The following is a 22,404-nucleotide window of genomic DNA, read 5'->3' on the forward strand; positions in this document are numbered from 1 at the left end:
CCCGAGGGCGGTTACTCGCCGGCCGACCGCGCGCCGGTCGCCGGGGCCGGTGGCCTCGGCGGACGCCACCGGTCGATCGGTTATGTTGGCCGCGCTGGTGGGCGTGGACGAGAGGAGCGGACGATGCGCGGGGACCTTTCCCGTCGGGCGGCCGAGGAACGGGACGCGGCCGACCCCCTGGCCGGGCTACGTGACCGCTTCGTGATCACCGACCCGGACCTGGTCTACCTCGACGGCAACTCCCTGGGACGGCTCCCGGCGGCGACCCCGGAGGCCCTGGACCGGCTGCTCCGGCAGGACTGGGGAACGGAGCTGGTCCGCTCCTGGTCGACCTGGATCGACTGGGGTCGCCGGCTCGGTGACCGGCTCGCCGCGCACGTGCTCGGCGCGCGTCCCGGCGAGGTGGTGGTCTCCGACTCGACCTCGGTGAACCTCTACAAGCTCGCCGCCGCCGCCCTGGACGCCCGGCCCGGCCGGGGCGTCGTCCTGGTCGACGCCGAGGAGTTCCCCACCGACCGCTACCTCCTCCAGGGGCTGGCCGCGCAGCGCGGCCTCACCGTCCGGACCCTCGCCTCCGACCTGGACGAGGGGCTCAGCCCGGCCGACGTACGCCACGCCCTGAACGACCAGGTGGCGCTGGTGGTGCTCTCGGCGGTCTCCTACCGCTCCGGCACCCTGCTCGACCTGGCCGCGGTGACCGAGGCGGCCCGCGAGGCCGGGGCGTACGTGCTGTGGGACCTGTCGCACGCGGCCGGGTCGGTGCCGGTCGAGCTGGCCGCCGCCGGCGCGGACCTCGCCGTCGGCTGCACCTACAAGTACCTCAACGGCGGGCCGGGCGCGCCGGCCTTCCTCTACGTCCGGCGGGAGCTCCAGGCCGAGCTGCGCCAGCCGATCTGGGGCTGGTTCGGCCAGCGCGACCAGTTCCGGATGGGGCCGGAGTACGACCCCGCCCCGGACCTCGACCGGTTCCTGGTGGGCACCCCGCCGATCCTGTCGCTGGCCGCTCTCGACCCGGCGCTCGACGTGTTCGCCGAGGCGGGCATCGACCGGGTCCGCGCCAAGGGCGTCGGCCTGGGCGAGCTGATGGTCGACCTCGCCGACGCCTGGCTCACCCCGCTCGGTTTCACGCTGGCCTCGCCGCGTGACCCGCACCGGCGGGGCAGCCACATCTGCCTGGCCCACCCGGACGCGCTACGGATCTCCCGGGCCCTGATCAGCGAGGCGAAGGTGGTGGGTGACTTCCGGGTGCCGGACCGGTTGCGGCTCGGCCCCGCCCCCCTCTACACCCGCTACGTCGACGTGTGGGACGGCCTGGCGCGGCTGCGCGACCTGGTGGCGAGCGGCGGGCACGAACGCCTCCCGGTGGAGACCCCACGGGTCACCTGACCTGCGACGACACCCCAGCACCCGAGCCGCCCGGCGTCCGCGCCGGGCGGTTCACGTATGTCCGCACGGGCCCGGACTGACTTTTGTCATGAGTACCCATGCGCTGCGCATCCGGCGTCATGACTAAGCGCACTGGAGCCGACACCGTCCCGTCCACAAGACTCAGTACATCGCCGGCGACGAGGACCGGCCCGGGACGCGGAGGGAGGCCAGACAGTGGACGAGCGCTACGACAGCTTCTGCGTGACGGACCGGATGTTCTACGACTCCCTCGGCACCGCCACCGACGGGCACACCTTCGCCACCGGGCGCCCCGCCCCGGCCGGCTGGACGTCCGAGGCGACCAGCGACTGGATGAACTACGCCCCGGAGGGCAACTCGCTGCCCCCGCAGGGCTGGAAGATCCACGTCTCGGCCGGCGTCGAGAACGCCGAGCGGGTGCTCGACGCGGTCTGGTCGTACTGCGTACCGCGTGGTCTGGCGTTCAAGTTCCTCCGCAGCCCGCGCATCGTGCTGCTGCGCAACTCCAAGTACGCCTACCGCGCCGGGAGCGGCAAGTTCGTCACCATCTACCCCCGGGACGAGGCGGAACTGGAGCTCGCCTGCAAGGAGCTGGACGAGCTGCTCGCCGGCGAAACCGGTCCGTACATCCTCAGCGATCTGCGCTACGGCGCCGGACCGGTGTACGTCCGCTACGGCGGCTTCGCCGCCCGCTACTGTCTCACCCCGGACGGGCAGACCGTCCCGGCGATCGCCGACGACACCGGCACGCTGGTGCCGGACCGGCGTGACCCGGTCTTCCACGTCCCGTCCTGGGTCACCCTGCCCGACTTCCTCGCCCCCCACCTGGCCGCCCGGAACGCGACCAGCACCAACGAGGTGCCGTACCGGATCGAGAAGGTCATCCACTTCTCCAACGGTGGCGGTCTCTACGTGGGGCGGGACACCCGCACCGACACGACCGTGGTGCTCAAGGAGGCCCGCCCGCTGGCCGGCCTGGACTCCGACGGCGCCGACGCGGTCACCCGGCTGGAGCGGGAGGCGGCGATGCTGCGCCGGCTCGCCGACCTGCCGCAGTTGCCCCGGCTGCACGACGAGTTCACCCTCGGCGACCACCGCTTCCTCGCACTGGAGTTCATCGAGGGCCGGTCGCTGAACAAGGTGCTGGCCAACCGGCACCCGCTGGTCGACGCGGACGCCACCGCCGACGACCGGGCGACGTACGTCCGGTGGGCACAGGACGTCTACGCCCAGGTCGAGACGGCGGTGCAGGCGATCCACGATCGGGGCGTCGTCTACGGCGACCTGCACATGTCCAACATCATGGTGCGGCCGGACGACCGGATCGCGCTGGTCGACTTCGAGGTTGCCGCCGCCGATGACGACAACCACCGTCCGGGGCTGCGTAACCAGGGCTTCGCCGCGCCCCGCAACGTCAGGGGCAAGGCCGCCGACCGGTACGCCCTGGCCTGCCTCCGCCTGGCGCTGTTCCTCCCGTTGACCCAACTGATCCGGCTCTCCCCCGCGAAGGCCGCGCACCTGGCCGAGGTCGTCGCGGAGCACTTCCCGGTTCCCCGGTCCTTCTTCGACCCGGCGGTCGCCGAGATCACCGACGCGTTCGCCGCGGAGGGCGCTGGCACCGGCACCACGGTTCCGTCCGGCGCGGGCTCCGATTCCGCACCGGCCGTCAGGCCGGTACCGGATCTGGCCGCTGACGACTGGCCGACGCTGCGGGACCACCTCGCCACGGCGATCCTCGCCAGCGCCACCCCCGAACGCGACGACCGGCTCTTCCCGGGGGACATCGAGCAGTTCCGCTGCGGCGGACTCAATCTCGCGCACGGCGCGGCCGGGGTGCTGCACGCCCTGGCGCAGACCGGGGCGGGCCGCTGGCCGGAACACGAGGAGTGGCTGGTCCGGCGGGCGACGAACCCGACGTCCGGGACCCGGCTGGGCTTCTACGACGGACTGCACGGCGTCGCGTACGCGCTGGAGCGGCTGGGGCGTCGGCAGGACGCGCTGGACGTGATCGAGATCTGCCTCCGGGAGTCCTGGGACCGGCTGGACCACAGCCTGCTCAGCGGACTGTCGGGAGTGGCGCTCAACCTGGCCGACCTGGCTGGACGCACCGGCGAGTCCGGCTTGCGCGACGCCGCGTGGCGGGTCGCCGAGCGGGTGGTCGACCGGCTCGCCGACGACCCCGGGCCGGACATCAGCGGCGGCGCGCACCCGTTCGCCGGGCTGCTGCGCGGTCGGAGTGGACCGGCGCTGATGCTGGTACGCCTGCACGAGCTGACCGGGGACGCGACGCTGCTGGAGCACGCCGCCACGGCGTTGCGTCAGGACCTGCGTCGGTGCGTGGTACGCCCGAACGGCGCGCTGGAGGTCAACGAGGGCTGGCGGACCATGCCCTACCTCGGGCAGGGCGGCGTCGGCGTGGGGCTGGTCCTCGACCAGTACCTCGCTCACCGGCACGACGACGGGTTCGCCCGGGCGAGTGCCGCGGCCTACCGGGCGGCCCGCTCCCCGATGTACGCGCAGAGCGGCCTCTTCGCGGGTCGGGCCGGGATCATCGCCTACCTCGCGGCGACCGCCCGGACGCCCGAACAGCGACAGGAACTCGACGCGCAGCTACGCCGGCTGGCCTGGCACGCCATGCCGTACGGGGGCGGAACGGCCTTCCCCGGCGAGAAGCTGCTGCGGCTCTCGATGGACCTCGGCACCGGCACCGCCGGGGTGCTGTTCGCCCTGGGCGCGGCGCGGCACGACGAGCCGCTGACGCTGCCCTTCCTCGCGCCGCTGGCCGGCGCACCCGAACTCCCCTCAACCACGGGGGCGAGCTTGACCACCGAGACCCCAGGAGGAGGTGAATTGACATGACGCTTCTGGACCTTCAGGGCATGGAGACGGCCGACCGTACCCACGGCGACCCCAGTGGGCTGAGCCTGCTCCTCTGCGAGGGCAGCTCGCTGTCCGTCACGAGCTGCGACTGATAGCTCACCAAGCGAGCCCCGGGCGGGTAGACGTACCCGCCCGGGGCGCACGCGTGTCGGGAGGACGAATGGGGACGCGGTCGGCCGGGGACCGGCTGGTGCGCCGGTCGGTGCGGTACGGCGGACGGTGGACCGTCACGCTGGTCGCCGTCGCGCTGCTCGGCGCGGCCGCCGAACTCCTCCTCCCGGCGGCCCTCGGCGCGGCCGTCGACGCCGCGCTCGGCGACGGCCCCCACTGGTGGACGCTGGTCGCCTGCGCGCTGGTGGCGGTACTGATCGTCACCAACACCCTGGGCGACCTGGCCACCGGGTACGGCGCGTCCCGTGCCACCGCCCGACTCCGCGCCCACCTGCTGCGCCACCTGTTCCGCCTGGACGTCCGACAGGCCCGCCGACACCAGGTGGGCGATCTGGTCGGTCGGCTGGTCGGTCAGGCGGCCGACGCCGGGCAGGCCGGCAACGCGGTGGTCCTCGGCGCGATGGCGGTGATCCCCCCGCTGGGCAGCGTGGTCGCGCTCGTCCTCCTGGAACCGGTGCTCGGCGTGACCCTGCTCGCCGGGCTGATCCTGTTGGCCGTGCTGCTGCGTGCCTTCGTCACCGACGCCTCCACCGTGATCACCGCCTACCAGCGGGTCCTCGGCACGATCGCCGGCCGCCTGCTGGAGTCGATGGGCGGGGCGCGCACGGTCGCCGCCGCCGCTACCGCCGACCGGGAAGCCGCCCGGATCCTCGAACCCCTGCCCGAGCTGGGCGAACACGGCCGGCGCAGCTGGGAGCTGCTGGCCCGCGCGGGCGCCCGGACCGCCACCGTGGCGCCGCTGCTGAACCTGGCCGTGATCGCCGTCGGCGGGTACGGGCTGACCGCCGGCTGGCTCACCCCCGGCGAACTGGTCGCCGCCGTCCGGTACGCGGCCCTCGGCGCCGGACTCGGCGCGGCGGTGGCCGCCCTGAACCGGCTGGTCCGCGTCCGCGCCGGGGCACTGCGTCTCGCCGAGATGACCGACCTGCCGGTCACACCGGCCGGCGACCTGCCCCTACCCCCCGGTCGGGGCGTGCTGACCCTGCGCGGGGTCACGGTCCACCGCGACGACGGCCCCCCGATTCTGGACCGGGTCGACCTGACCGTGCCAGCCGGCGGCACGGTCGCCGTGGTGGGTGTCTCCGGTTCCGGAAAGTCCACGCTCGCGGCGGTGGCCGGTCGGCTGCACGACCCGGACGCCGGTGAGGTGCTGCTGGACGGGGTGCCGCTGCACCGGGTCGCCCCGGCGGCGTTGCGTCGCGCGGTCGGGTACGCCTTCGAACGACCGGTGCTGGTCGGCGCGACCGTGCACGAGGCGGTCGCCCTGGCCCTGCCCCCGGACGCGGCTACCCCGCCGGCGCAGGGCCCGGCCACCGCCCCGGTGCTCGCCGCGACCCGCGCCGCGGCGGTGGACGACTGCGTCGGTCGTCTGCCGGAGGGTTTCCGCACCCCGCTGACCCGGGCTCCGCTCTCCGGCGGCGAGGCGCAGCGGCTGGGACTGGCCCGCGCGCTGACCGCCGAGCGGCTGCTCGTCCTCGACGACGCCACGTCCAGCCTGGACACCGCCACCGAGCACCGGATCGCCCGCGCGGTGGCCGGGCGGGCCGGTGACCGGACCCGGTTGGTGGTCACCCACCGGGTCGCGACGGCGGCGACCGCCGATCTCGTCGCCTGGCTCGACGGCGGCCGGTTGCGGGCGCTCGCGCCGCACCGTCAGCTCTGGTCGGACCGGGCCTACCGGGCGGTCTTCGAGGCCGGGAGCGGTGCGCGGTGAACCCCTCCCCCACCGGCGACGCCGGGGAGCGACCAACGGACGGAACGCACCGGCAGCCCGCCGGCGTGGTCCGGGAGACCCGCCGGGCACTGCACGCCCGGCGGCGGGAACTCGGCCGGCTGGCCGGCTGGTCGGCCGCCGAGTCGCTGCCGGCGCTGCTCTCCGGCTATCTGGTCGCCGGGGCGGTGGACCAGGGTTTCCTGGCCGGCCGGTTCGGCACCGGCCTGGCTTGGCTCGGGGTGCTGGCGCTGGCCGTGCTGGTCGGCGCGGCGGCCACCGGCCGGGTGTACCGGGCGCTCGGTGCGGTGGTCGAGCCGTTCCGTGACGACCTGGCCGCCCGGGTGGTGCGGGGCGCGCTGCACACGGCGACCACCGGTGCCGCCCGGCCGGAGAGCGCGGCGGTGGCCCGGCTCACCCAGCAGGTGGAGGTGGTCCGGGACGCCTTCGGCGGCCTGCTGATGGTGGTCCGTGGGTTCCTCTTCGCCGCCGCTTCGGCACTGCTCGGCCTGGTCGCGCTGGCTCCGCTGGTCGCCGCCCTGGTCGCCGCGCCGATGCTGGCCGGGCTGGCCGTCTTCGCCGCCGGGTTGCCGGCGATGGTCGCCCACCAACGCTGCTACGTCCGGACCGGTGAGGCGCTCGGTGAGGCCGCGGCGACCGCGCTGGCCGGGCACCGGGACGTGCTCGCCTGCGGCGCGCAGGACCGGGTCGTCGCCGAGGTGGGGACCCGGATCGCCGCGCAGGCCGCGGCCGAGCGGACGGTGGCCCGGATGACCGCGCTGCGCAGCCTCAGCCTCGGCCTGGGTGGCTGGGCGCCGCTGGCGGTGCTGATGCTCGCCGCGTCCTGGCTGGTGGAGCGGGGGGTGACCGCGGGGGCGGTGCTCGGCGCGCTGGTCTACGTCTCGACCGGGCTGCAACCGGCCCTGCGCTCCCTGGTGCAGGGGGTGGGCGGCGGCGGCCTGCGGTACGTGGTGACGCTGGAGCGGATCCTGCGGACCAGCCCGCCCGATCCCGCCGGGCACACCCCGGTGCCACCCCCGCCGCTGCCCGCCGCCGGAGAACCCGTACCGACCGCCGGGCCACCGGGTCGACGACCGGGACCGGACGATTCGCCGGATCCACCGCCGGACGGCACCCCCGCGCTGCGCGTCCACCGGCTGACCTTCCGGTACGGTCCGCGCGCCCGCCCCGTGCTCGCGGACTTCTCGCTCACCCTCGCCCCCGGCGAGCACCTCGCGGTGGTCGGGCCGAGCGGGGCGGGCAAGTCCACTCTCGCGGCCCTGGCCTCCGGGCTGGTACGCCCCGAGGCCGGTCAGGTGGAGATCGCCGGCACACCGGTCGACGCGGTCGCCCTCGACCGGCTCGCCCGGTCGCGGGTGCTGGTGCCCCAGGAGGCGTACGTCTTCAGCGGCACCCTCGCGGCCAACCTCCGCTACCTGTGTCCGGACGCCGACGACGCCGCCCTGGTCGCGGCCCTGTCCGCACTCGGCGCCCGGCCCCTGGCCGACCGGCTGGGCGGGCTGGACGCGCCGGTGGTGCCGACGGCGCTCTCCGCCGGGGAACGGCAGGTGATCGCGGCGGTACGGGCCTGGCTGGCCCCGGCCCCGCTGGCCATCCTGGACGAGGCCACCTGTCACCTGGATCCGGCGGCCGAGGCCCTGGTCGAGGAGGCCTTCGCCCGGCGGCCCGGCACCCTGGTCGTGATCGCCCACCGGATCACGTCCGCGCTGCGGGCGGACCGGGTGCTGGTGCTCGACGGGGATCAGCCGATGCTCGGCGAGCACCGGGAACTGCTCGCCCGCTCCGCGACGTACCGGGAGCTGGTGGGGTACTGGGACGACCTGTCCACCGCGCCGCCGCAGGCCGGGTCGCCGGCACGCAGCGGTCCGGCGTGAGGGAAGCCCTCCGGTTCGCGGATCTCGCCGACACCGTGTGAGCTTTCGCCACCGGCCCCGGTGACCCGCACCGGGTCCGGGCCCCGGCCGTAGCCGGCCGGGGCCCGGGTCACTCAGATCCAGCCGGCGTCCCGGGCGACGCGGACCGCCTCCACCCGGGTACGCGCGCCCGCCTTCCGGGCGATCCGGCCGAGATGGTTGCGCACCGTGCCCGGTGAGAGGCCCAGCGAGCCGGCCACCTCCGCGACCGTGGCCCCCGACGCGGTCAGTTCCAGGACCTCGGTCTCCCGTCCGGTGAGCGGACTGGTGGCGGTGAGCGCGGCGAGGACCAGTTCCGCGTCGACCACCGTCTCCCCCCGGGCGAGCCGGCGGACACCGTCGACCACCCGGTGCGGTGAGATGTCGTTGGCGAGGACGCCGACCGTCCGTCCGCCGGACAGCACGTGGTGCAACCCCCGGACCCGACGCCGGTCGGCCAGCACCAGCATCGGGCACGGTCCGGCGGTGCCGGCCCCGTCCTCGATCAGGTCGAGGTCGACCACCGCCACGTCGGGCAACTTCGTCCAGAGCATGGGTTGGATCTCGTCACCGCGATCCACCTCGGCCACCACGCTGATGTCCGGCTCGGCGGCGAGCACCAGAGCCAACGCACCGCGGATCAGCGTGCCGTCGAGGGCAAGCAAGGTACGGATCACGAACTTCCTCCCGAATTGGACACCAACCGGAAAGCATGAAGAGTTAACGTCCCATCACGCGAATGTAACGTCCGTACGACATGACGAACCCCCGCCCACGTAAAGGAAGCGTTAACAGGTTCCCCCGGACGGATTCCCGTCCCTCCCAAATGGACAATACCCAATCAGACGTTCGGCCGGTACCGTCACCTGGTCGGATGAGTTCCACGATGACCGATGCGGCCGGAAAGTCCTTTGCACGGGACTGGCCGGACGTTTAACATCCGCTTCCCGCACGTGCCCTCGCCGCACACGCCGTGGCGAGCGCACTCCTGCCGATCGACGGCAACCTCGCTGGTGGGATCGGCGGGCGACCCACCAGCGGGGCCGACTAGAGCCACCCCTCACGCTGGGCGCGGCGGATCGCCTCCACCCGGTTACGGGAGCCGGTCTTGCGCAGGATCGCCGACAGATGGTTGCGCACCGTCCCGTGCGCCAGGTACAGCCGCCGGGCGGTTTCCTTCAGCGGTAACCCCTCGGCGGCGGCACGCAGGACGTCCAGTTCCCTGGGGGTGAACGGACTCTTCGGGGGTCTCAGCACCGCCACCGCCGCCGTCGGGTCGATGACCCGCTCCCCGGCGGCGAGCAACCGGACCATCCGGATCAGCTCCTCCAGTGGCCCGTCCTTGCCGATGAACCCCCGCGCTCCGGCGGACACCGCCGCCTCCAGCACGGCCGGATTCCACCGGTAGCTCATCGCGAGGACCGCCGCCTTCGGCGCCTGGACGCCGATCTCCTCGATCGCCCGGACCAACCCGGGCGACTCGGCCGAATCCGGCACCACGTCGAGCACGACGACGTCCGGCTGGTTACGCCGCACCGCCGCGGGCACCTCGCCCACGTCCGCGACCGCCGCCACGATCTCCATGTCCTTCTCGTGGGACAGCGCGGCACAGAGCGCACCACGCAACAGTCCCATTTCCTCCACCACGACAACGCGGATCACCACGTACTCTCCGTTCTCGGGTACGCGTCGCGACGGCCACCCGGCCGACTCCCGGAAGGGGAGGGCGGGGCCGATGCGCACGCGAAAGGGGTACGGCCCTCGGGCTCCCGCACGTCCAGCCGGACGGGGAAGCCCACGCGACCCGTCGTCGACGTGAACGGCTCCGGGAGCCGGGGCGGACGACGGGAGGGGCGTACTCAGCCGGGGCGGGCGGCCACCGTGGGAGAGCGACCCCGGGCGGGTGCCGGCGGGAGCTCCGCGAGGACGTCCCGCTCGGAGCGGTCCGGGCCGGACGTCGTCGGCGGCAGGGCCACACCGGTTCGGGAGCCGCTGTCGGTGCCGACCCGGTCGTCGCCGGGCGCCAGCGGAACCTCGGACGAGTCGCCGGACGCCGAACCGGAGTCGAGGACCGGCGCGGCCGGCACGGACCGTCGGCCGGGAACGGCCGGGTCCCCGGGGCGCCCCGGTCCGCCGCCCCGGGCCACGCCCGGCGCCGACGTCCCTCCATTGTGGACCATGGGGGGCTGGACCTGCGGATTCGCGACCGGCGGATCCACGGCCGACGGTTGATCCGTGACCGGCGGTTGATCGGTCGGGCTCTCGGGGAGGGGCGTCATCACCGGCGCGGCCGGTGGTGACGATCCCGGCGGGAGCAGCGGACAGTGCCCACCGCCGGGCAGGTCCAGGATCGGTGCGAGCACCCCACCGACCACGTCGGTGAGCAGGCCGACGATCGGCCGCACCACACCGTCCCGCACGCCGTCGACCGCGCCGACCAGCCGAGGCGGCAGCGGAGTCCGGCCGGGCGGCGGGACGGCGTCCGGCGCGGGAGGCACGGCGGGGGCCTCCACCGGACCGGCCGGCCCGTCGTCAGGTACGGGCCGGGGTGGCGCGGTCGGGCGCGACGGCCTCGGTGTCGCGGCCCCGGGCGGGGGCGCGGCCTCGTCCGGGGTACCCGGCGGAGGGGATGCCGGGGGTCGCACCGGCACGGCGGGTGGCACCACGGCCGGCACGGCGGGCGGGGCCGGAGCCGGCGGAGCGGGACGGGACGGGACGATCTGCTCGACGATCCCCGGCACCAGGGGTGCCGGCCGGGGCCGCGCTCCGGCATCCCGGTCCGCCGGACGGAACGGCGGCGTCGCCCGGGTGGCCGCCGACGTCAGGGCCGGTCGGGTCGGCACCACGGAGGACGGGCTCCGGTGACTCGGGGCGGGTCGTACCGTCGACAGCGGCGCCTCGGTCGACGCGACGGCGCGCTCCCGCAACGGCATGACCAGCGGATCGCCGGGCGCGGATTGCCCCACGGCGGCGTCGGAAGGTCCGGGGTGTCCACCCGCCACTGCGGTGTCGGCCTGCGCCGGCGAGGCGGCGATCGCCACCGCCAGCAGGACGGCGCCGACCCCGGTCACGACGAGGACGGCCGCGCGGGCGAGCCGGATCCACCCTGCCGACCCGGACAGGGCGGTACGCCCCGGAGTCGGGGCCGAGGGGGAGGCGATCGCGGCACGGCGCAACGGAGGACGACCCTTCCGGCGGGAACGTCCGCACATCGTAGCCTCGTGTTCGGACGATCGCCCACAGCGATGCGGGAGGTGACGGAAAACCGACCGCCACCTCCCGCCGGACGCCGAGTACGGGTAATGGGCCACTCCGATCGGGGCGGTCCGGACGTCCCCGGCCACGCGCCGGGGACGTCCGGACCGCCGCTCAGTCGGCGGGCGTGATCCGCACGGCGGCCTTGAGGGTCGCCGCGATGCCGGCCTCCGACGCCGCCTTGTCGATCCCGAGGCGGGTGAGGACCCCGTCGCCGTCCTCCTGCTCGAGGAGGGCGAGCAGGATGTGCTCGGTGCCGATGTAGTTGTGCCCCAGCCGCAGGGCCTCCCGGAAGGTCAGCTCCAGCGCCTTCTTCCCCTCGGCGTTGTACGGGATCAGGTCCGGCACGTCCGGCACCGCCGCCGGCAGCACGGCGGCCACCGCCGCCCGGACCGCCTCCAGGGTGATCCCCTGCGCGACGATCACCCTGGCCGCTATCGCCTCCGGTTCGGCGAGCAGCCCGAGGACCAGGTGCTCCGGGCCGATCTGCGGGTTGCCGGCGGCGTGCGCCTCGTTGTGCGAGGCCGCCACCACGTTGCGGGCCCGGGGGGTGAACCGGTTGAAGCCTTCACTCGGGTCCATCGGAGTGTCGCCCCCCTTCGACACGAAGCGCTTCTGGGCGGCCTGCTTGCTGACGCCCATGCTCCGGCCGATCTCGGTCCAGGAGGCCCCCGACCGCCGGGCCTGGTCGACGAAGTGGCCGATCAGGTGGTCGGCGACCTCGCCCAGGTGGTCGGCGGCGACGACCGCGCTGGCGAGCTGGTCGAGGGTGTCGGTGTGTACGCGCTTGATCGCCTCGATCAGGTCGTCGAGGCGTACCTGGGGGTCCATCGGGACAGGATTCGTCATACGTCAACCATAGGTTGACGATCTCCAAAAGTCAACCTGAGGTTGACGATCCATGGGGGTCGCTGGCCCCCGTCGGGTACGCGCGGATCGCGGCCGGCTCGACGGCGGCCCAGACCCGCTGACCGCCGGTGAGCCGCAGTCGGGCGACGGCGGCCGGGGGGACGTCGGCGGCCACCGGGAGCGGACCGGTCAGGCGTACCCGGAGGTTGTCGCCGTGACGCTCGACGCCGGCGACCGTGGCCACCCAGGTGTTGTCCCCGCCCTCCCCCGGCCGGTGGGGGTGCAGCGCGACCGCCGACGGCGGGAAGGCGACGAAGGTGTCCCCCTCGCTCAAGACGGTGGTGACCAGCGTCAGCCCGTCCGCCAGCCGGACCCGGTTGCCGGTGGCCCGGCCACGATGCAGGTTGAGCCCGACCAGCCGGGCCACGTAGTCGGTGCGGGGACGGGCGGCGACGGTGGCCGCGTCCCCCTCCTGCACGACGCGTCCCGCCTCGACCACGACCAACCGGTCGGCGAGCACCAGGGCGTCCAGCGGATCATGGGTGACCAGCAGGGTCGCCCCCGGATGCGCGGCCAGGTGCCGCTGGAGTTCGCTCCGGGTGTCCAGCCGGGTCCGGGCGTCGAGCGCGGCGAGCGGCTCGTCGAGCAGCAGCAGCGCCGGCCGGGCCGCCAGCGCGCGGGCCAGCGCGACCCGCTGCGCCTGCCCACCGGAGAGTTCCCGGGGTCGGCGGGCGGCGTGGTCGCCCAGGCCGACCCGGTCGAGCCACTGCCGGGCCTGCGCGCGGGCCGCCCGCCGGTCGAGCCCCTGCCGACGGGGCCCGAACGCCACGTTCTCCACCGCGCTCAGGTGCGGAAAGAGCAGATAGTCCTGGAACACCACGCCCACCCGACGGTGCTCCGGCGGAACCCACGACCGGTCGGTGGGACGGTCGAGATCCCGACCGTCGACGGTGACGTGCCCGGCGGTCAGTGGTTGCAGACCGGCGAGGACGCGCAGGGCGGTGGTCTTGCCGGCCCCGTTCGGACCGAGCAGGGCGACCACCTCGCCGGGGGCGACCTGCAACCGCACGTCGAGCCGGAACGCGCCCCGGTCGACGACGAGGTGGGCGGCCAGGCCGCCGGTCACCGGAGCGCCCAACGGTCGCGCAGCGCGGCGAGGATGGTGACCGAGACGACCAGCAGCACCAGACTCAGCACGATCGCCGCCTCCAGGTCGGTTTCCAGCGCCAGGTAGACCGCCAACGGCATGGTCTGCGTGGTGCCCGGGAAGTTGCCGGCGAAGGTGATCGTCGCCCCGAACTCGCCGAGGGCGCGCGCCCAGCAGAGCACCGCTCCGGCGGTCACCCCGGGTGCCACCAGCGGCAGGGTGACCCGGGTGAAGGCGGTCCAGCGACCGGCACCCAGTGTCGCGGCGGCCTCCTCGAAGCGACGGTCCGCGCCGCGCAGCGCCCCTTCCACCGCGACGACCAGGAAGGGCATCGCCACGAAGGCCTCGGCGAGCACCACCCCGGCGGTGGTGAACGGCAGCGTCACGCCGAACGTCTCGTCCAGCCAGCCGCCGAGCAGACCCCGCCGCCCGAAGACCAGCAGCAACGCCACCCCGCCCACCACCGGAGGAAGCACCATCGGCACGGTGACCAGGGCCCGGACCATCCGACGCCCGGGGAACTCGACCCGCGCCAGCAGCCAGGCCAGCGGCACGCCGAGTACCAGGCAGAGCAGCGTGGCCAGGGTCGCCGACACCAGGGAGAGCCGCAGGGCGGTGAGCACGCCGGGCTCGGCGAGCCGGCCCGGCAGATCCGTCCAGGGCGCCCGGAGCAGCAGTCCGACCAGCGGCAGCACCAGCAGGAGCAGGCCGAGAGCGGCCGGCGCGAGCAGCACGAGCGGCACCGGCGACCGGGCGGCCCGAGGGGTATGGGACCGCATCGGCGCTACGGGGACGCGAGGCCGGCGGCGGTGAGGGCCGCGCGGCCCCGCTCGGATCGGACGTGGTCGACGAAGGCCCGCGCCCCGGAGCGGTTCGGCGCGTCGGCGAGCACGACGATCGGGTAGTCGTTGACCGCACGGGCCGACTCGGGGAACTCGACGCCCTGCACGTCGTCGGCGCCCCGGACGTCGCTGCGGTAGACCAGGGCGGCGTCCACCTCGCCGAGGGTGACCTTGGCCAGCGCGCCCCGGACGTCCTGTTCGAGGGTGACCGGGGTGAGGGCCACCCCGGCGGCGTCGAGTGCGGTGCGCGCTGCCGCGCCGCAGGGCACCTGCGCGGCGCAGAGGGCGACCTTCGTCCCGGGCCTCGTCAGGTCGGCCAGCCCGGCGACCCCGGCCGGGTTGCCCTTCGGCACCGCGATGACCAACTGGTTGCGGGCGAACACGACCGACGGGCCGTCCCCGTTGCCCGCCTCGATGACGGCCCGCATCGGGGCGGGCGCGGCCGAGGCGAACACGTCGGCCGGGGCGCCCTGGTTGATCTGGGTGGCGAGGGCGGAACTGCCGGCGAAGGTCAGGCGTACCCGGGTGCCCGGCCGGTCCGCCTCGAGCTCCCGGGCGATCGTGGCGAACGCGTCGGTCAGGGACGCCGCCGCCAGGACGGTGACGCTCTCCCCCGCCCCGTCGGCGGCGCCACCGCCGCCACATCCGGCCAGCACCGCCGACGCGACCGCAGCGGCCAGGACGCCACGTACCCTCACGCTCCCGCCCTCCCCCGCGCCGCCGACGGACGCTCCACCACGACCGTGGTCGACTTGATCACCGCCACCGCCACCGCGCCGACCCGCAGGTCGAGCTCGTCCACGGCCTCCCGGCTCATCAGCGACACGACCCGGAACGGGCCGGCCTGGATGTCGACCTGCGCCATCACCGCGTCCCGGGTCACGGCGGTGACGATGCCCCGCAGCCGGTTGCGCGCCGAGGAGAACTCCGCGCGGTCGTCGGGCGCGGCGGCCTGGGCCCGGACGTACGCGGCCAACTCGACCCCGTCGATCACACGGTGGCCGTGCGTGTCCCGCCCGGCCGGCAGCCGGCCCCCGTCCACCCAGCGGCGTACGGTGTCGGCGCTCACCCCGAGCAGCTCGGCGGCCTCACCGATCCGGTAACTCGTCACCGGGACACTGTAGGACCCCGCAGCTGCCGGCCGGCATGCCCCTCTCCCCTGGCGGAAGGCAGGAGCAGGGCGGTGCACACCTGGCAGATGCGAGGGCTCTCAGCGCCGGCCGGCACCAGGGCCGCCCGGCGTCAGTCGAGGCAGAACTCGTTGCCCTCGATGTCCTGCATCACGAGGCACGACTCGTTCTCCTCGTCGGCAGTCAGTAGTCGCACGCGTACCGCGCCGAGGGCGACCAGTCGCGCGCATTCGGCCTCGAGCGCGGCCAGGCGCTCCTCACCCACGAGCCCGGTGCCGACCCGCACGTCGAGGTGCACCCGGTTCTTGACGACCTTGCCCTCGGGGACACGCTGGAAGAACAGTCGCGGGCCCACCCCTGAGGGATCGACGCAGGCGAACCACGAACCCTGCCGCTCGGGTGGCATCGCGCGCTCGACGTCGTCCCAGATGGCGAACCCCTTCGGCGGCGGCGGTACGACGTACCCCAACACCTCGCACCAGAAGCGGGCGACCCGCTCGGGCTCTGTGCAGTCGAAGGTGACCTGGATCTGCTTGACCGATGCCATCGGTCCACCGTAGAGCTCGGGTCGCTCGTCGTCTCCAGGGTTTCGCCCCTGGCTCGGTGGTGGCGGCGGCCGGGGCGCCGAACCTGCTTCAGGCGGGCGGCTTGGACGGTGCGACGTTGCGGAACCGCTCGTGCGCCGACTGTCTGCTGACGCCGAGGGCGTTCCCGATCTCGGCCCAGGAGAGCCCGGCCTCCCGCGCCGCCACCACGGCCCGTTCGATCAGCTGTCGTTGCCAGCGTTCCACCTCGGCGAGGATGCCGAGGGCCTGCAACGGCCAGGCGGTGGCCAGGTCGGCGACGTTGTCCCGGAGGGTGTCGGAGCGGCCGAGCAGCCAGCCGGGCGGCGTCGCGGCCAGGATCGGCCTGACGTGCCCGCTCCACTCGGAGGTGGCCATCCAGCGCCCCTCCTCGGCGGCCGGGTAGTCGCTGGTGCCGAGCCAGCCACAACTGCACCGGGCGCGGTAGCCGACCGCACCCGCCGGCGGCGGGGCGTCCGTGCTGAGCGTCCCGTCCGGCAGCCGGAACCCGATCAGGTTGGCGTGGCCCGGAACCATTTCCTCCGACATCCCGTAAGCATATTGCCGTCAGGATTCCCTGACGCTCATCGTCAGGGTAACCTGACAATGATGTCCGGGCTGCGGTCCGGTCCCGACACTCCGGAGGAGAGCGCATGTCCGTGGTCAGCGGCACCGTGGCGGCGGGTTACGAGCCGGTCCGGGAGGCGTTCCTGGCGAACTTCGACACGCGCGCCGAGATCGGCGCGGCCGTCAGCGTCTACCGGCACGGCCGGGAGGTGGTCCGGCTGTGGGGCGGGATCGCCGATCCCACCACCGGCCGCGCCTGGCGGGAGGACACCCTCCAGGTCGTCTACTCGACCACCAAGAGCGTGCCGGCGGCCTGCGCCCACCTGCTTGCCCAGCGCGGGCAACTCGACCTGGACGCACCCGTCGCCGGGTACTGGCCGGAGTTCGCGGCGGCCGGCAAGGGCAGCATCCCGGTCCGCTGGCTCCTCACCCACCAGGCGGGACTGCCGGTGCTCGATCGTCCGGTCCCGCTGGCGGAGGCGCTGACCTGGGAGCCCGTCGTCGCCGCGCTGGCCGCCCAGGCACCCGCCTGGCAGCCGGGCACGGCGCACGGCTACCACGGGCTCACCTACGGCTGGCTGGTCGGCGAGGTGGTCCGTCGCGTCTCCGGCCGCAGCCTCGGCACGTACGTCGCCGACGAGATCGCCAAGCCCCTCGGCCTGGACCTCTGGGTCGGCCTGCCCGCCGCCGAGGCGCACCGGGTCGCCCGGACCGTCGAGCAGCCGGCCGCCCCGCCCCCCACCGCCGAGGCGGTGCCGGAGGCGCTGCGGGCGGCACTCGCCGCGTACACCGATCCGACCTCGTTGGTGGTCCGCTCGACGATGGTGACCGACCCGCCGCTCGACCTGGCCGACCCCCGTACCTGGGCGGCGGAGATTCCCGCGGTCAACGGCATCTGCACCGCCTCGTCACTGGCCCGGTTCTACGCGAGCCTGATCGGCGACGTCGACGGCATCCGGACCCTCGACGCGACCACCCTCGCCGCCGCCACCCGCGAACAGGCCAGCGGAATCGACCGGGTGCTGATGACGCCGACCCGGCTGGCGCTCGGCTTCGGCCTGCCGCTACCGGACCAGCCCTGGTGGTCGCCCACCGCCTTCGGCTTCGCCGGCTACGGCGGCTCGCTCGGCTACGCCGATCCGGCCAGCGGCATCGCCTTCGGGTACGTCATGAACGGGCTCCGCGTCACGGCGGACCCGGACCCCCGTACCACCAGCCTGGTCGAGGCAGTGCGGACGGCTCTGGCCCGCCAACCAGCCTGATGCCGGTGGTGTCGCCCGCACCGATGTCACAGATGTCGGTGCCACGTCACGGCTCTCCGCATCGAGCCGGACCATGCACGCGTGACCGACGGGTAATTCACTGGCTGACAGTGCGGCGGATTGTTAGCGTGCCCGCAGATCCGTGACCCGGCATCCAGGAGGTGAGACCCGTGAACGCAGTTCGCACGTGGTGCTCCCTCCCGTCACGGACGGGCGGCTGAGGTAACCGTCGCCGGGAGCGCCCACCAGGACGGCACTCCCGAAAGGCACCAAACCATGCATTCTGTACGTTTCACTGCGGAAACCTCGTCCGACGGTGTCGTCGAACGCGACTTCCTCGTGGGCGAGATCCCGGGTGCGCTGTGGGCACCCGCATCCGGCGGCGACCATGCCCCGATCGTGCTCCTGGGGCACAACGGCGGCATGCACAAGAAGGCACCGGGACTCCGGGCCCGCGCCCTGCACACCGCAGCCACCTGGGGTTTCAACGTCGTCGCGATCGACGCGCCGGGGCACGGCGACCGCCCGCGTACGGACGAGGACGAGCAGGCCCGTACGGAGATCCGGGCAGCCGTGACGGCGGGTGACACCCCGCGGTTCGCGGCGGCCAGCATCCGCTTCACCGCCTCGCTCGCGGAACGGGCCGTGGCGGAATGGCAGGCGACGCTGGACGCCCTCCAGGCGTTGCCGCAGATCGGCCCGGCCGCGCCGGTCGGCTACGGCGGGGGCATCTCGATGGGCACGGCGATCGGGGTGCGGCTGACCGCAGCCGAGCCCCGGATCACCGCCGCGATCTTCGGCGGCGGGTTCTTCGTGGACGAAACGGTGATCATGGCCGCGCGGCAGATCACCGTGCCGGTCCAGTTCCTGCTGCCGTGGGACGACGAGTACGCCGACCGGACGTCCGGGCTCGCGTTGTTCGACGCGTTCGCCTCGGCGGAAAAGACGTTGCACGCGGAGCCGGGCGACCACCGCAGCGTCCGGTGGGTCGGCGTGGACGACACGTTCCTGTCCCGCCACCTCTGCCGGGCCTGACCTGACCGGTACCGGCGTCCGGCCCGAAGCCGGTCGCCGGTACCGGCGACCAACGCGGGCGAGCGGGTGCAGGCGGCAGCCCGCTCTGTCCGCCGTCCCGTGGCCGTCGACCCGATGCCTGGTAACACCCATCGGGCGCGGCGAGAATGACAGACGCCTCCGGCATGATCGCTTCTCGTGGCGAACTACACGGAACTCCTGGCACGCATCGCTGACCGGGCACGCGACGACGAGTCGACGTCGGCGCTCACCGCCGGTCTACCGACTCCGCTGTCCCCACGCACGATCGACAGCGTCGAGGAGCGACTGGGGTTCACGCTGCACCCGCTCCTCGCGGCGGTCTACCGGGAGGTCGCGAACGGTGGCTTCGGTCCTGACTACCAGCTCCTCAGCCTGACCGACGGCCCGACCTCCGAGCAGGCCGTCGAGTGCTACCTCCAGGCTCGGGCCAGCCGCGCCGGCACCGAGTGGGCCTGGCCGGAAGGGGTGCTTCCGATCCTGACCTGGGGCTGCGGCATGTACGCGTGCGTCGACTGCCGAAGCGACCAGGGAACGGTCCTCCTCTTCGAACCCAACCCGGGAGATCCCGATGCGGCCTGGTGGATCGACTCGCCCAGCCTGGCAGCCTGGTTCGAGCACTACGTCAACGACACGGGCTGGTGGGTCAGGGCCGAGGAGGGTGAGGACCTCGACGAGATGCCGTCCTGGCCGGAAGCACAGGAACGGGCGGCCTCCTGACTGCCGAAGCTGGGCCCCTGCGAAGAACCGGATACCGGCTCGTACCCCGCGGCTCGGTTCGCTCACCCGTCGGATGTGGTCGGCTCGACTGCCGCACTCCGTTGCGGTGCGTCCCGGCCCGCCGGTCGGTGGCGGATCTCGGCCGGTGCGATCCGGTCCGCCTCTTCACCGACGGTGGCCTGGGTCACGCCGTCTCCTACTTGTGCGTCAGCCATCACCCGCCGGCTCTGTACCGGCTGGCTGCCACCTCGGACCGTACACCCGGGTCCGAGCACACGTGGCATCCGGACGCCTACACTGGGTGGTCGTTCCCCGTGCCGCTAGGCCGCAGCCAGGATCCGGGCCAGCTCTGCCGGCCGCGTCACCATCGGCCAGTGTCCGGAATCGATGTCGACCAGGTCGACATGCTTGGCCCGGGTCAGCTCGGGTACGTCGCCCGCGGCGATCCACTCCCGCGCCTGGGCCGGGGTGAACTCGGGGCACACCAGCACGACAGGTACGTCGAACCGCCGCTCGTCCGTCAGTCGTACGACGCCCCTGGCCACGCCCTCGGGAACCGGGATCGCGGCCGCCTCGAGCGCCCGCCGCGCCTGCTCGTCCAGGTCGATCGCGTCCGCACCGTCGAAGGGGCCCCAACCCGGGAACGGCATGACGCCGTCGGTGATCTCGAAGAAGTCCGCGTACGGCTGCCCGTCACCCGACGGGAAGCCGCCGATCAGCACCACCTTCGCGACTCGCTCGGGCCGCGCGTCGGCTGCCATCCAGGCCAGGGTGCAGGCTGCGGAGTGCCCCACCACCACCGACCTGTCGGGCCCCGCGTCCACGGCGGCGAGCACCGCGGTCACCTGGTCGGCCAGCGTCGCCGAGGTGTTCCCGTCACCCTGGCCCGGCAGGGTCACCGGCACCCCGTTGCGGCCCTTCTTCTCCAGCTCGGACGTGACGCCGGCCCATACCGACCCGTCGAGCCACAGCCCACCCAGAAGCACGATCTGTTCTGCACTCATCGGCTCAACCTAGCGGCAATTCCGGACGTTCTACTGCCGGTACGCTGACCGTTGTGGCAACCGGTCCGAGCCCCACCGCGCGGGCCCTGCGCGCGCTCGAGATCCTGCAGACACGTCCCGGCACGACGGCCGACCAGCTCGCCTCGCTCCTGGGTGTGACGGAACGGGCCGCCCGGCGCTACATCGGCATCCTTCGCGAGGCGGGCATCCCGGTCGAGTCGGTGCGCGGGCCGTACGGGGGCTACCGGCTGCGCCGCGGCACCCGGCTACCGCCGATCGTCTTCACCCAGGAACAGGCCCTCGGCCTGGTCATGGCCGTACTCGACGGGCAGCCGACCGCCATCGACGCCGACGACCTGGTCGGCTCGGCGCTCAGCAAGGTCATCCGGGCGCTCCCCGAGAGCGTCGGACGGCAGGCATCGGCGCTACAGGCCTACGCCTCGGCCACCCCCGACCGGCAGTCGGCCCGCCCCGACCCCGCCACCACGAGCGCCCTGGTCGCCGCCGTCGCCGACCGACGCCGTGTCGAGGTCACCTACCGGGGCGGGAGCGGTGAGGAGTGGACCGCCGACGTGGATCCGTGGGCGGTCGTGGTGCGGCACGGACGCTGGTACCTGCTGTGCCACTCGCACCGCGCGGACGCCATCCGCACGTACCGGATCGACCGGGTCCGGAGCGTACGGCAGACCCCGCACGGCTTCACGCCGCCCGACGACCTGGATCCCGTCGCCGCGCTCGAGGAGAATCTGGGCGTGGGCTGGAAGTACCCCACCCGCGTGGTGTTCCACGCGCCATGGGAGAAGGTGGCGCCCTGGATCCGGCCGCCGATGGGCCGCCTCCAGCCGGACGGGGACCGTTGCGTCCTGGTCGGCAGCACCGGAAACCCCGCGATGTACGCGCAGGAGTGGCTGGCCACCGTCCCGTTCGACTTCTCGGTGGAGGAAGGCCCCGAACTGAGGGCCGCCGTGGCGACGGTCGCGGCCCGGTTCGGCGCGGCGCTCCCGCCGTCGGCCGGACCCCGGCCCGGGGGAGCAGCCTAGGGTCGCCGGACCGCCCACCCGCGCCGTCGGTGGAAGGTCAGCCGGTGGCCGCCGGTGCGGGGTGCACGGTACGGGCGAACGCGGCGACCTCGCCGATCACCGTGATGGCCGGCGGACGCAGCCGGTGCGCGGCGGCGACGTCGGCGATCTCGTCCAGCCGGCCGGTGAGCACCCGCTGGGCGGCGGTGCCGCCGTTCTCGATGCTGGCCGCCGGGGTGGCCGGGTCCAGGCCGTGCCCGATCAGCGCGGCGGTCACGTCGGGCAGGGTCTGCACCGCCATCAGCAGCACGATCGTGGTGTTGGCGCGGGCCACCCCGGCCCAGTCGACGGTGCTGCCCGGGTCCCCCGGGGGCAGGTGGGCGGAGACGACGGTGAAGCCCTGGGTCAGCCCCCGGTGGGTCACCGGCACCCCGGCCAACTCCGGTACGGAGATGGAGCTGGAGATGCCGGGCACCACCTCGACCGGGACGCCCGCCGCCTGGCAGGCCTGGACCTCCTCCATGCCCCGGCCGAAGACGAAGGAGTCACCGCCCTTGAGCCGGACGACCCGGTGGCCGGCGCGGGCCTCCTCGACGAGGATCTCGTTGATCCGCTCCTGCGGGACGAACGCTCCCCGGGGCACCTTGGACACGTCGATCACCCGCACGCCGGCCCGCAGCTCGCGCAGCAGCGCGTGCGGCACCAGGCGGTCGGCGACCACGACGTCGGCCTCGGCGAGCCGGTCGAGCCCGCGTCGGGTCATCAGGTCGGGGTCACCGGGGCCGGCGCCGACCAGGGTCACCCGGCCGGTGACCGGGGCGTCCGGGGTGGGCGCGGACGCCGCCGGCACGGGCGCCGGGAGCACGGTGTCCTCGGCGGGGCGGCGCGGCGCCGGGATCGGGGTGCCGGTG

General features: G+C 74.2%; 21 protein-coding genes. 9 read left to right on the forward strand and 12 right to left on the reverse strand.

Features of this window, described 5'->3' with window-relative positions; genetic code table 11:
* Nucleotides 1-123: 123 nt before the first annotated feature.
* The 5 genes from kynU (at nt 124) to AB0F58_RS24495 (ending at nt 8,064) form a co-directional block, all read left to right on the forward strand.
* A complete protein-coding gene (kynU, locus tag AB0F58_RS24475; RefSeq protein WP_357147224.1) occupies nt 124-1,386 on the forward strand; it encodes a kynureninase in 1,263 nt (420 codons plus the stop codon).
* 216 nt (nt 1,387-1,602) lie between these two features.
* On the forward strand, nt 1,603-4,266 hold the full coding sequence (gene lanKC, locus AB0F58_RS24480; protein WP_357147226.1) for a class III lanthionine synthetase LanKC: 2,664 nt from the start codon (nt 1,603-1,605) through the stop codon (nt 4,264-4,266).
* Nucleotides 4,263-4,379 carry a SapB/AmfS family lanthipeptide gene (locus tag AB0F58_RS24485; RefSeq protein ID WP_357147229.1) on the forward strand — a complete coding sequence of 39 codons (117 nt, stop codon included), beginning with the start codon at nt 4,263-4,265 and terminating at the stop codon, nt 4,377-4,379. The genes lanKC and AB0F58_RS24485 overlap by 4 nt, the downstream gene beginning before the upstream one ends.
* 68 nt (nt 4,380-4,447) lie before the next feature.
* The gene (locus tag AB0F58_RS24490; RefSeq protein WP_357147232.1) at nt 4,448-6,172 is read left to right on the forward strand and encodes an ABC transporter ATP-binding protein; all 1,725 of its coding nucleotides are present in this window, start codon (nt 4,448-4,450) and stop codon (nt 6,170-6,172) included.
* Nucleotides 6,169-8,064 (forward strand): ATP-binding cassette domain-containing protein, encoded by a 1,896-nt coding sequence (locus AB0F58_RS24495; RefSeq protein ID WP_357147235.1) that lies wholly within the window; start codon nt 6,169-6,171, stop codon nt 8,062-8,064. Before AB0F58_RS24490 ends, AB0F58_RS24495 begins: the two co-directional genes overlap by 4 nt.
* Nucleotides 8,065-8,177: 113 nt before the next feature.
* Here the strand turns inward: AB0F58_RS24495 and AB0F58_RS24500 are convergent, their stop codons facing one another.
* The 10 genes from AB0F58_RS24500 to AB0F58_RS24545 form a co-directional block, all read right to left on the reverse strand.
* Nucleotides 8,178-8,759, reverse strand: a complete 582-nt coding sequence (locus AB0F58_RS24500) for a response regulator transcription factor (protein ID WP_357147238.1) — start codon at nt 8,757-8,759, stop codon at nt 8,178-8,180.
* 370 nt (nt 8,760-9,129) lie between these two features.
* Nucleotides 9,130-9,747 (reverse strand): response regulator transcription factor, encoded by a 618-nt coding sequence (locus tag AB0F58_RS24505; protein WP_357147241.1) that lies wholly within the window; start codon nt 9,745-9,747, stop codon nt 9,130-9,132.
* Nucleotides 9,748-9,941: 194 nt separating this feature from the next.
* The gene (locus tag AB0F58_RS24510) at nt 9,942-11,258 is read right to left on the reverse strand and encodes a hypothetical protein (RefSeq protein WP_357147245.1); all 1,317 of its coding nucleotides are present in this window, start codon (nt 11,256-11,258) and stop codon (nt 9,942-9,944) included.
* Between the two features lie 193 nt (nt 11,259-11,451).
* On the reverse strand, nt 11,452-12,186 hold the full coding sequence (locus tag AB0F58_RS24515) for a Clp protease N-terminal domain-containing protein (protein WP_357147248.1): 735 nt from the start codon (nt 12,184-12,186) through the stop codon (nt 11,452-11,454).
* Nucleotides 12,187-12,217: 31 nt separating this feature from the next.
* Complete coding sequence (locus AB0F58_RS24520; RefSeq protein ID WP_357147251.1) at nt 12,218-13,312, reverse strand: ABC transporter ATP-binding protein; 1,095 nt, start codon at nt 13,310-13,312, stop codon at nt 12,218-12,220.
* A complete protein-coding gene (locus AB0F58_RS24525; RefSeq protein ID WP_357147254.1) occupies nt 13,309-14,112 on the reverse strand; it encodes an ABC transporter permease in 804 nt (267 codons plus the stop codon). The genes AB0F58_RS24520 and AB0F58_RS24525 overlap by 4 nt, the downstream gene beginning before the upstream one ends.
* 5 nt (nt 14,113-14,117) lie before the next feature.
* On the reverse strand, nt 14,118-14,831 hold the full coding sequence (gene modA / locus AB0F58_RS24530; RefSeq protein ID WP_357147440.1) for a molybdate ABC transporter substrate-binding protein: 714 nt from the start codon (nt 14,829-14,831) through the stop codon (nt 14,118-14,120).
* Between the two features lie 38 nt (nt 14,832-14,869).
* Complete coding sequence (locus AB0F58_RS24535) at nt 14,870-15,286, reverse strand: helix-turn-helix domain-containing protein (protein WP_357147257.1); 417 nt, start codon at nt 15,284-15,286, stop codon at nt 14,870-14,872.
* A gap of 131 nt (nt 15,287-15,417) precedes the next feature.
* Nucleotides 15,418-15,852, reverse strand: coding sequence for a VOC family protein (locus AB0F58_RS24540; RefSeq protein ID WP_357147259.1), 435 nt, complete (start codon nt 15,850-15,852; stop codon nt 15,418-15,420).
* Nucleotides 15,853-15,940: 88 nt separating this feature from the next.
* The gene (locus AB0F58_RS24545; protein ID WP_357147262.1) at nt 15,941-16,417 is read right to left on the reverse strand and encodes a hypothetical protein; all 477 of its coding nucleotides are present in this window, start codon (nt 16,415-16,417) and stop codon (nt 15,941-15,943) included.
* 104 nt (nt 16,418-16,521) lie between these two features.
* On the opposite strand from AB0F58_RS24545, the gene AB0F58_RS24550 reads away from it, so the two are divergent.
* The 3 genes from AB0F58_RS24550 to AB0F58_RS24560 all read left to right on the forward strand — a co-directional run bounded on the left by AB0F58_RS24550 (nt 16,522) and on the right by AB0F58_RS24560 (nt 19,470).
* The gene (locus AB0F58_RS24550; protein WP_357147264.1) at nt 16,522-17,697 is read left to right on the forward strand and encodes a serine hydrolase domain-containing protein; all 1,176 of its coding nucleotides are present in this window, start codon (nt 16,522-16,524) and stop codon (nt 17,695-17,697) included.
* A gap of 276 nt (nt 17,698-17,973) precedes the next feature.
* Entirely contained in the window at nt 17,974-18,732 is a 759-nt protein-coding gene (locus AB0F58_RS24555) for an alpha/beta hydrolase (protein ID WP_357147267.1), read from the forward strand.
* 177 nt (nt 18,733-18,909) lie between these two features.
* Entirely contained in the window at nt 18,910-19,470 is a 561-nt protein-coding gene (locus AB0F58_RS24560) for an SMI1/KNR4 family protein (protein ID WP_357147270.1), read from the forward strand.
* A gap of 320 nt (nt 19,471-19,790) precedes the next feature.
* Here the strand turns inward: AB0F58_RS24560 and AB0F58_RS24565 are convergent, their stop codons facing one another.
* Nucleotides 19,791-20,474 (reverse strand): alpha/beta hydrolase, encoded by a 684-nt coding sequence (locus AB0F58_RS24565; RefSeq protein ID WP_357147273.1) that lies wholly within the window; start codon nt 20,472-20,474, stop codon nt 19,791-19,793.
* 53 nt (nt 20,475-20,527) lie between these two features.
* Here AB0F58_RS24565 and AB0F58_RS24570 point away from each other — a divergent pair, with 53 nt between their 5' ends.
* On the forward strand, nt 20,528-21,514 hold the full coding sequence (locus tag AB0F58_RS24570) for a YafY family protein (RefSeq protein WP_357147276.1): 987 nt from the start codon (nt 20,528-20,530) through the stop codon (nt 21,512-21,514).
* A 37-nt stretch (nt 21,515-21,551) separates the two neighbouring features.
* Here AB0F58_RS24570 and cobA read toward each other — a convergent pair whose 3' ends face one another.
* Entirely contained in the window at nt 21,552-22,358 is an 807-nt protein-coding gene (cobA, locus tag AB0F58_RS24575) for a uroporphyrinogen-III C-methyltransferase (protein ID WP_357147442.1), read from the reverse strand.
* Nucleotides 22,359-22,404: the final 46 nt, after the last annotated feature.

The organism is Micromonospora sp. NPDC023956 (assembly GCF_040639195.1).
Classification (GTDB): domain Bacteria; phylum Actinomycetota; class Actinomycetes; order Mycobacteriales; family Micromonosporaceae; genus Micromonospora.

Bases quoted from the DNA above. Each gene is read 5' to 3' on its own strand.
- kynU (WP_357147224.1), top strand. From the start codon at position 124: ATGCGCGGGGACCTTTCCCGTCGGGCGGCCGAGGAACGGGACGCGGCC.
- AB0F58_RS24485 (WP_357147229.1), top strand. From the start codon at position 4,263: ATGACGCTTCTGGACCTTCAGGGCATGGAGACGGCCGACCGTACCCAC.
- AB0F58_RS24490 (WP_357147232.1), top strand. From the start codon at position 4,448: ATGGGGACGCGGTCGGCCGGGGACCGGCTGGTGCGCCGGTCGGTGCGG.
- AB0F58_RS24515 (WP_357147248.1), bottom strand. From the start codon at position 12,186: ATGACGAATCCTGTCCCGATGGACCCCCAGGTACGCCTCGACGACCTG.
- AB0F58_RS24525 (WP_357147254.1), bottom strand. From the start codon at position 14,112: ATGCGGTCCCATACCCCTCGGGCCGCCCGGTCGCCGGTGCCGCTCGTG.
- AB0F58_RS24540 (WP_357147259.1), bottom strand. From the start codon at position 15,852: ATGGCATCGGTCAAGCAGATCCAGGTCACCTTCGACTGCACAGAGCCC.
- AB0F58_RS24545 (WP_357147262.1), bottom strand. From the start codon at position 16,417: ATGTCGGAGGAAATGGTTCCGGGCCACGCCAACCTGATCGGGTTCCGG.
- AB0F58_RS24550 (WP_357147264.1), top strand. From the start codon at position 16,522: ATGTCCGTGGTCAGCGGCACCGTGGCGGCGGGTTACGAGCCGGTCCGG.
- AB0F58_RS24555 (WP_357147267.1), top strand. From the start codon at position 17,974: ATGCATTCTGTACGTTTCACTGCGGAAACCTCGTCCGACGGTGTCGTC.
- AB0F58_RS24565 (WP_357147273.1), bottom strand. From the start codon at position 20,474: ATGAGTGCAGAACAGATCGTGCTTCTGGGTGGGCTGTGGCTCGACGGG.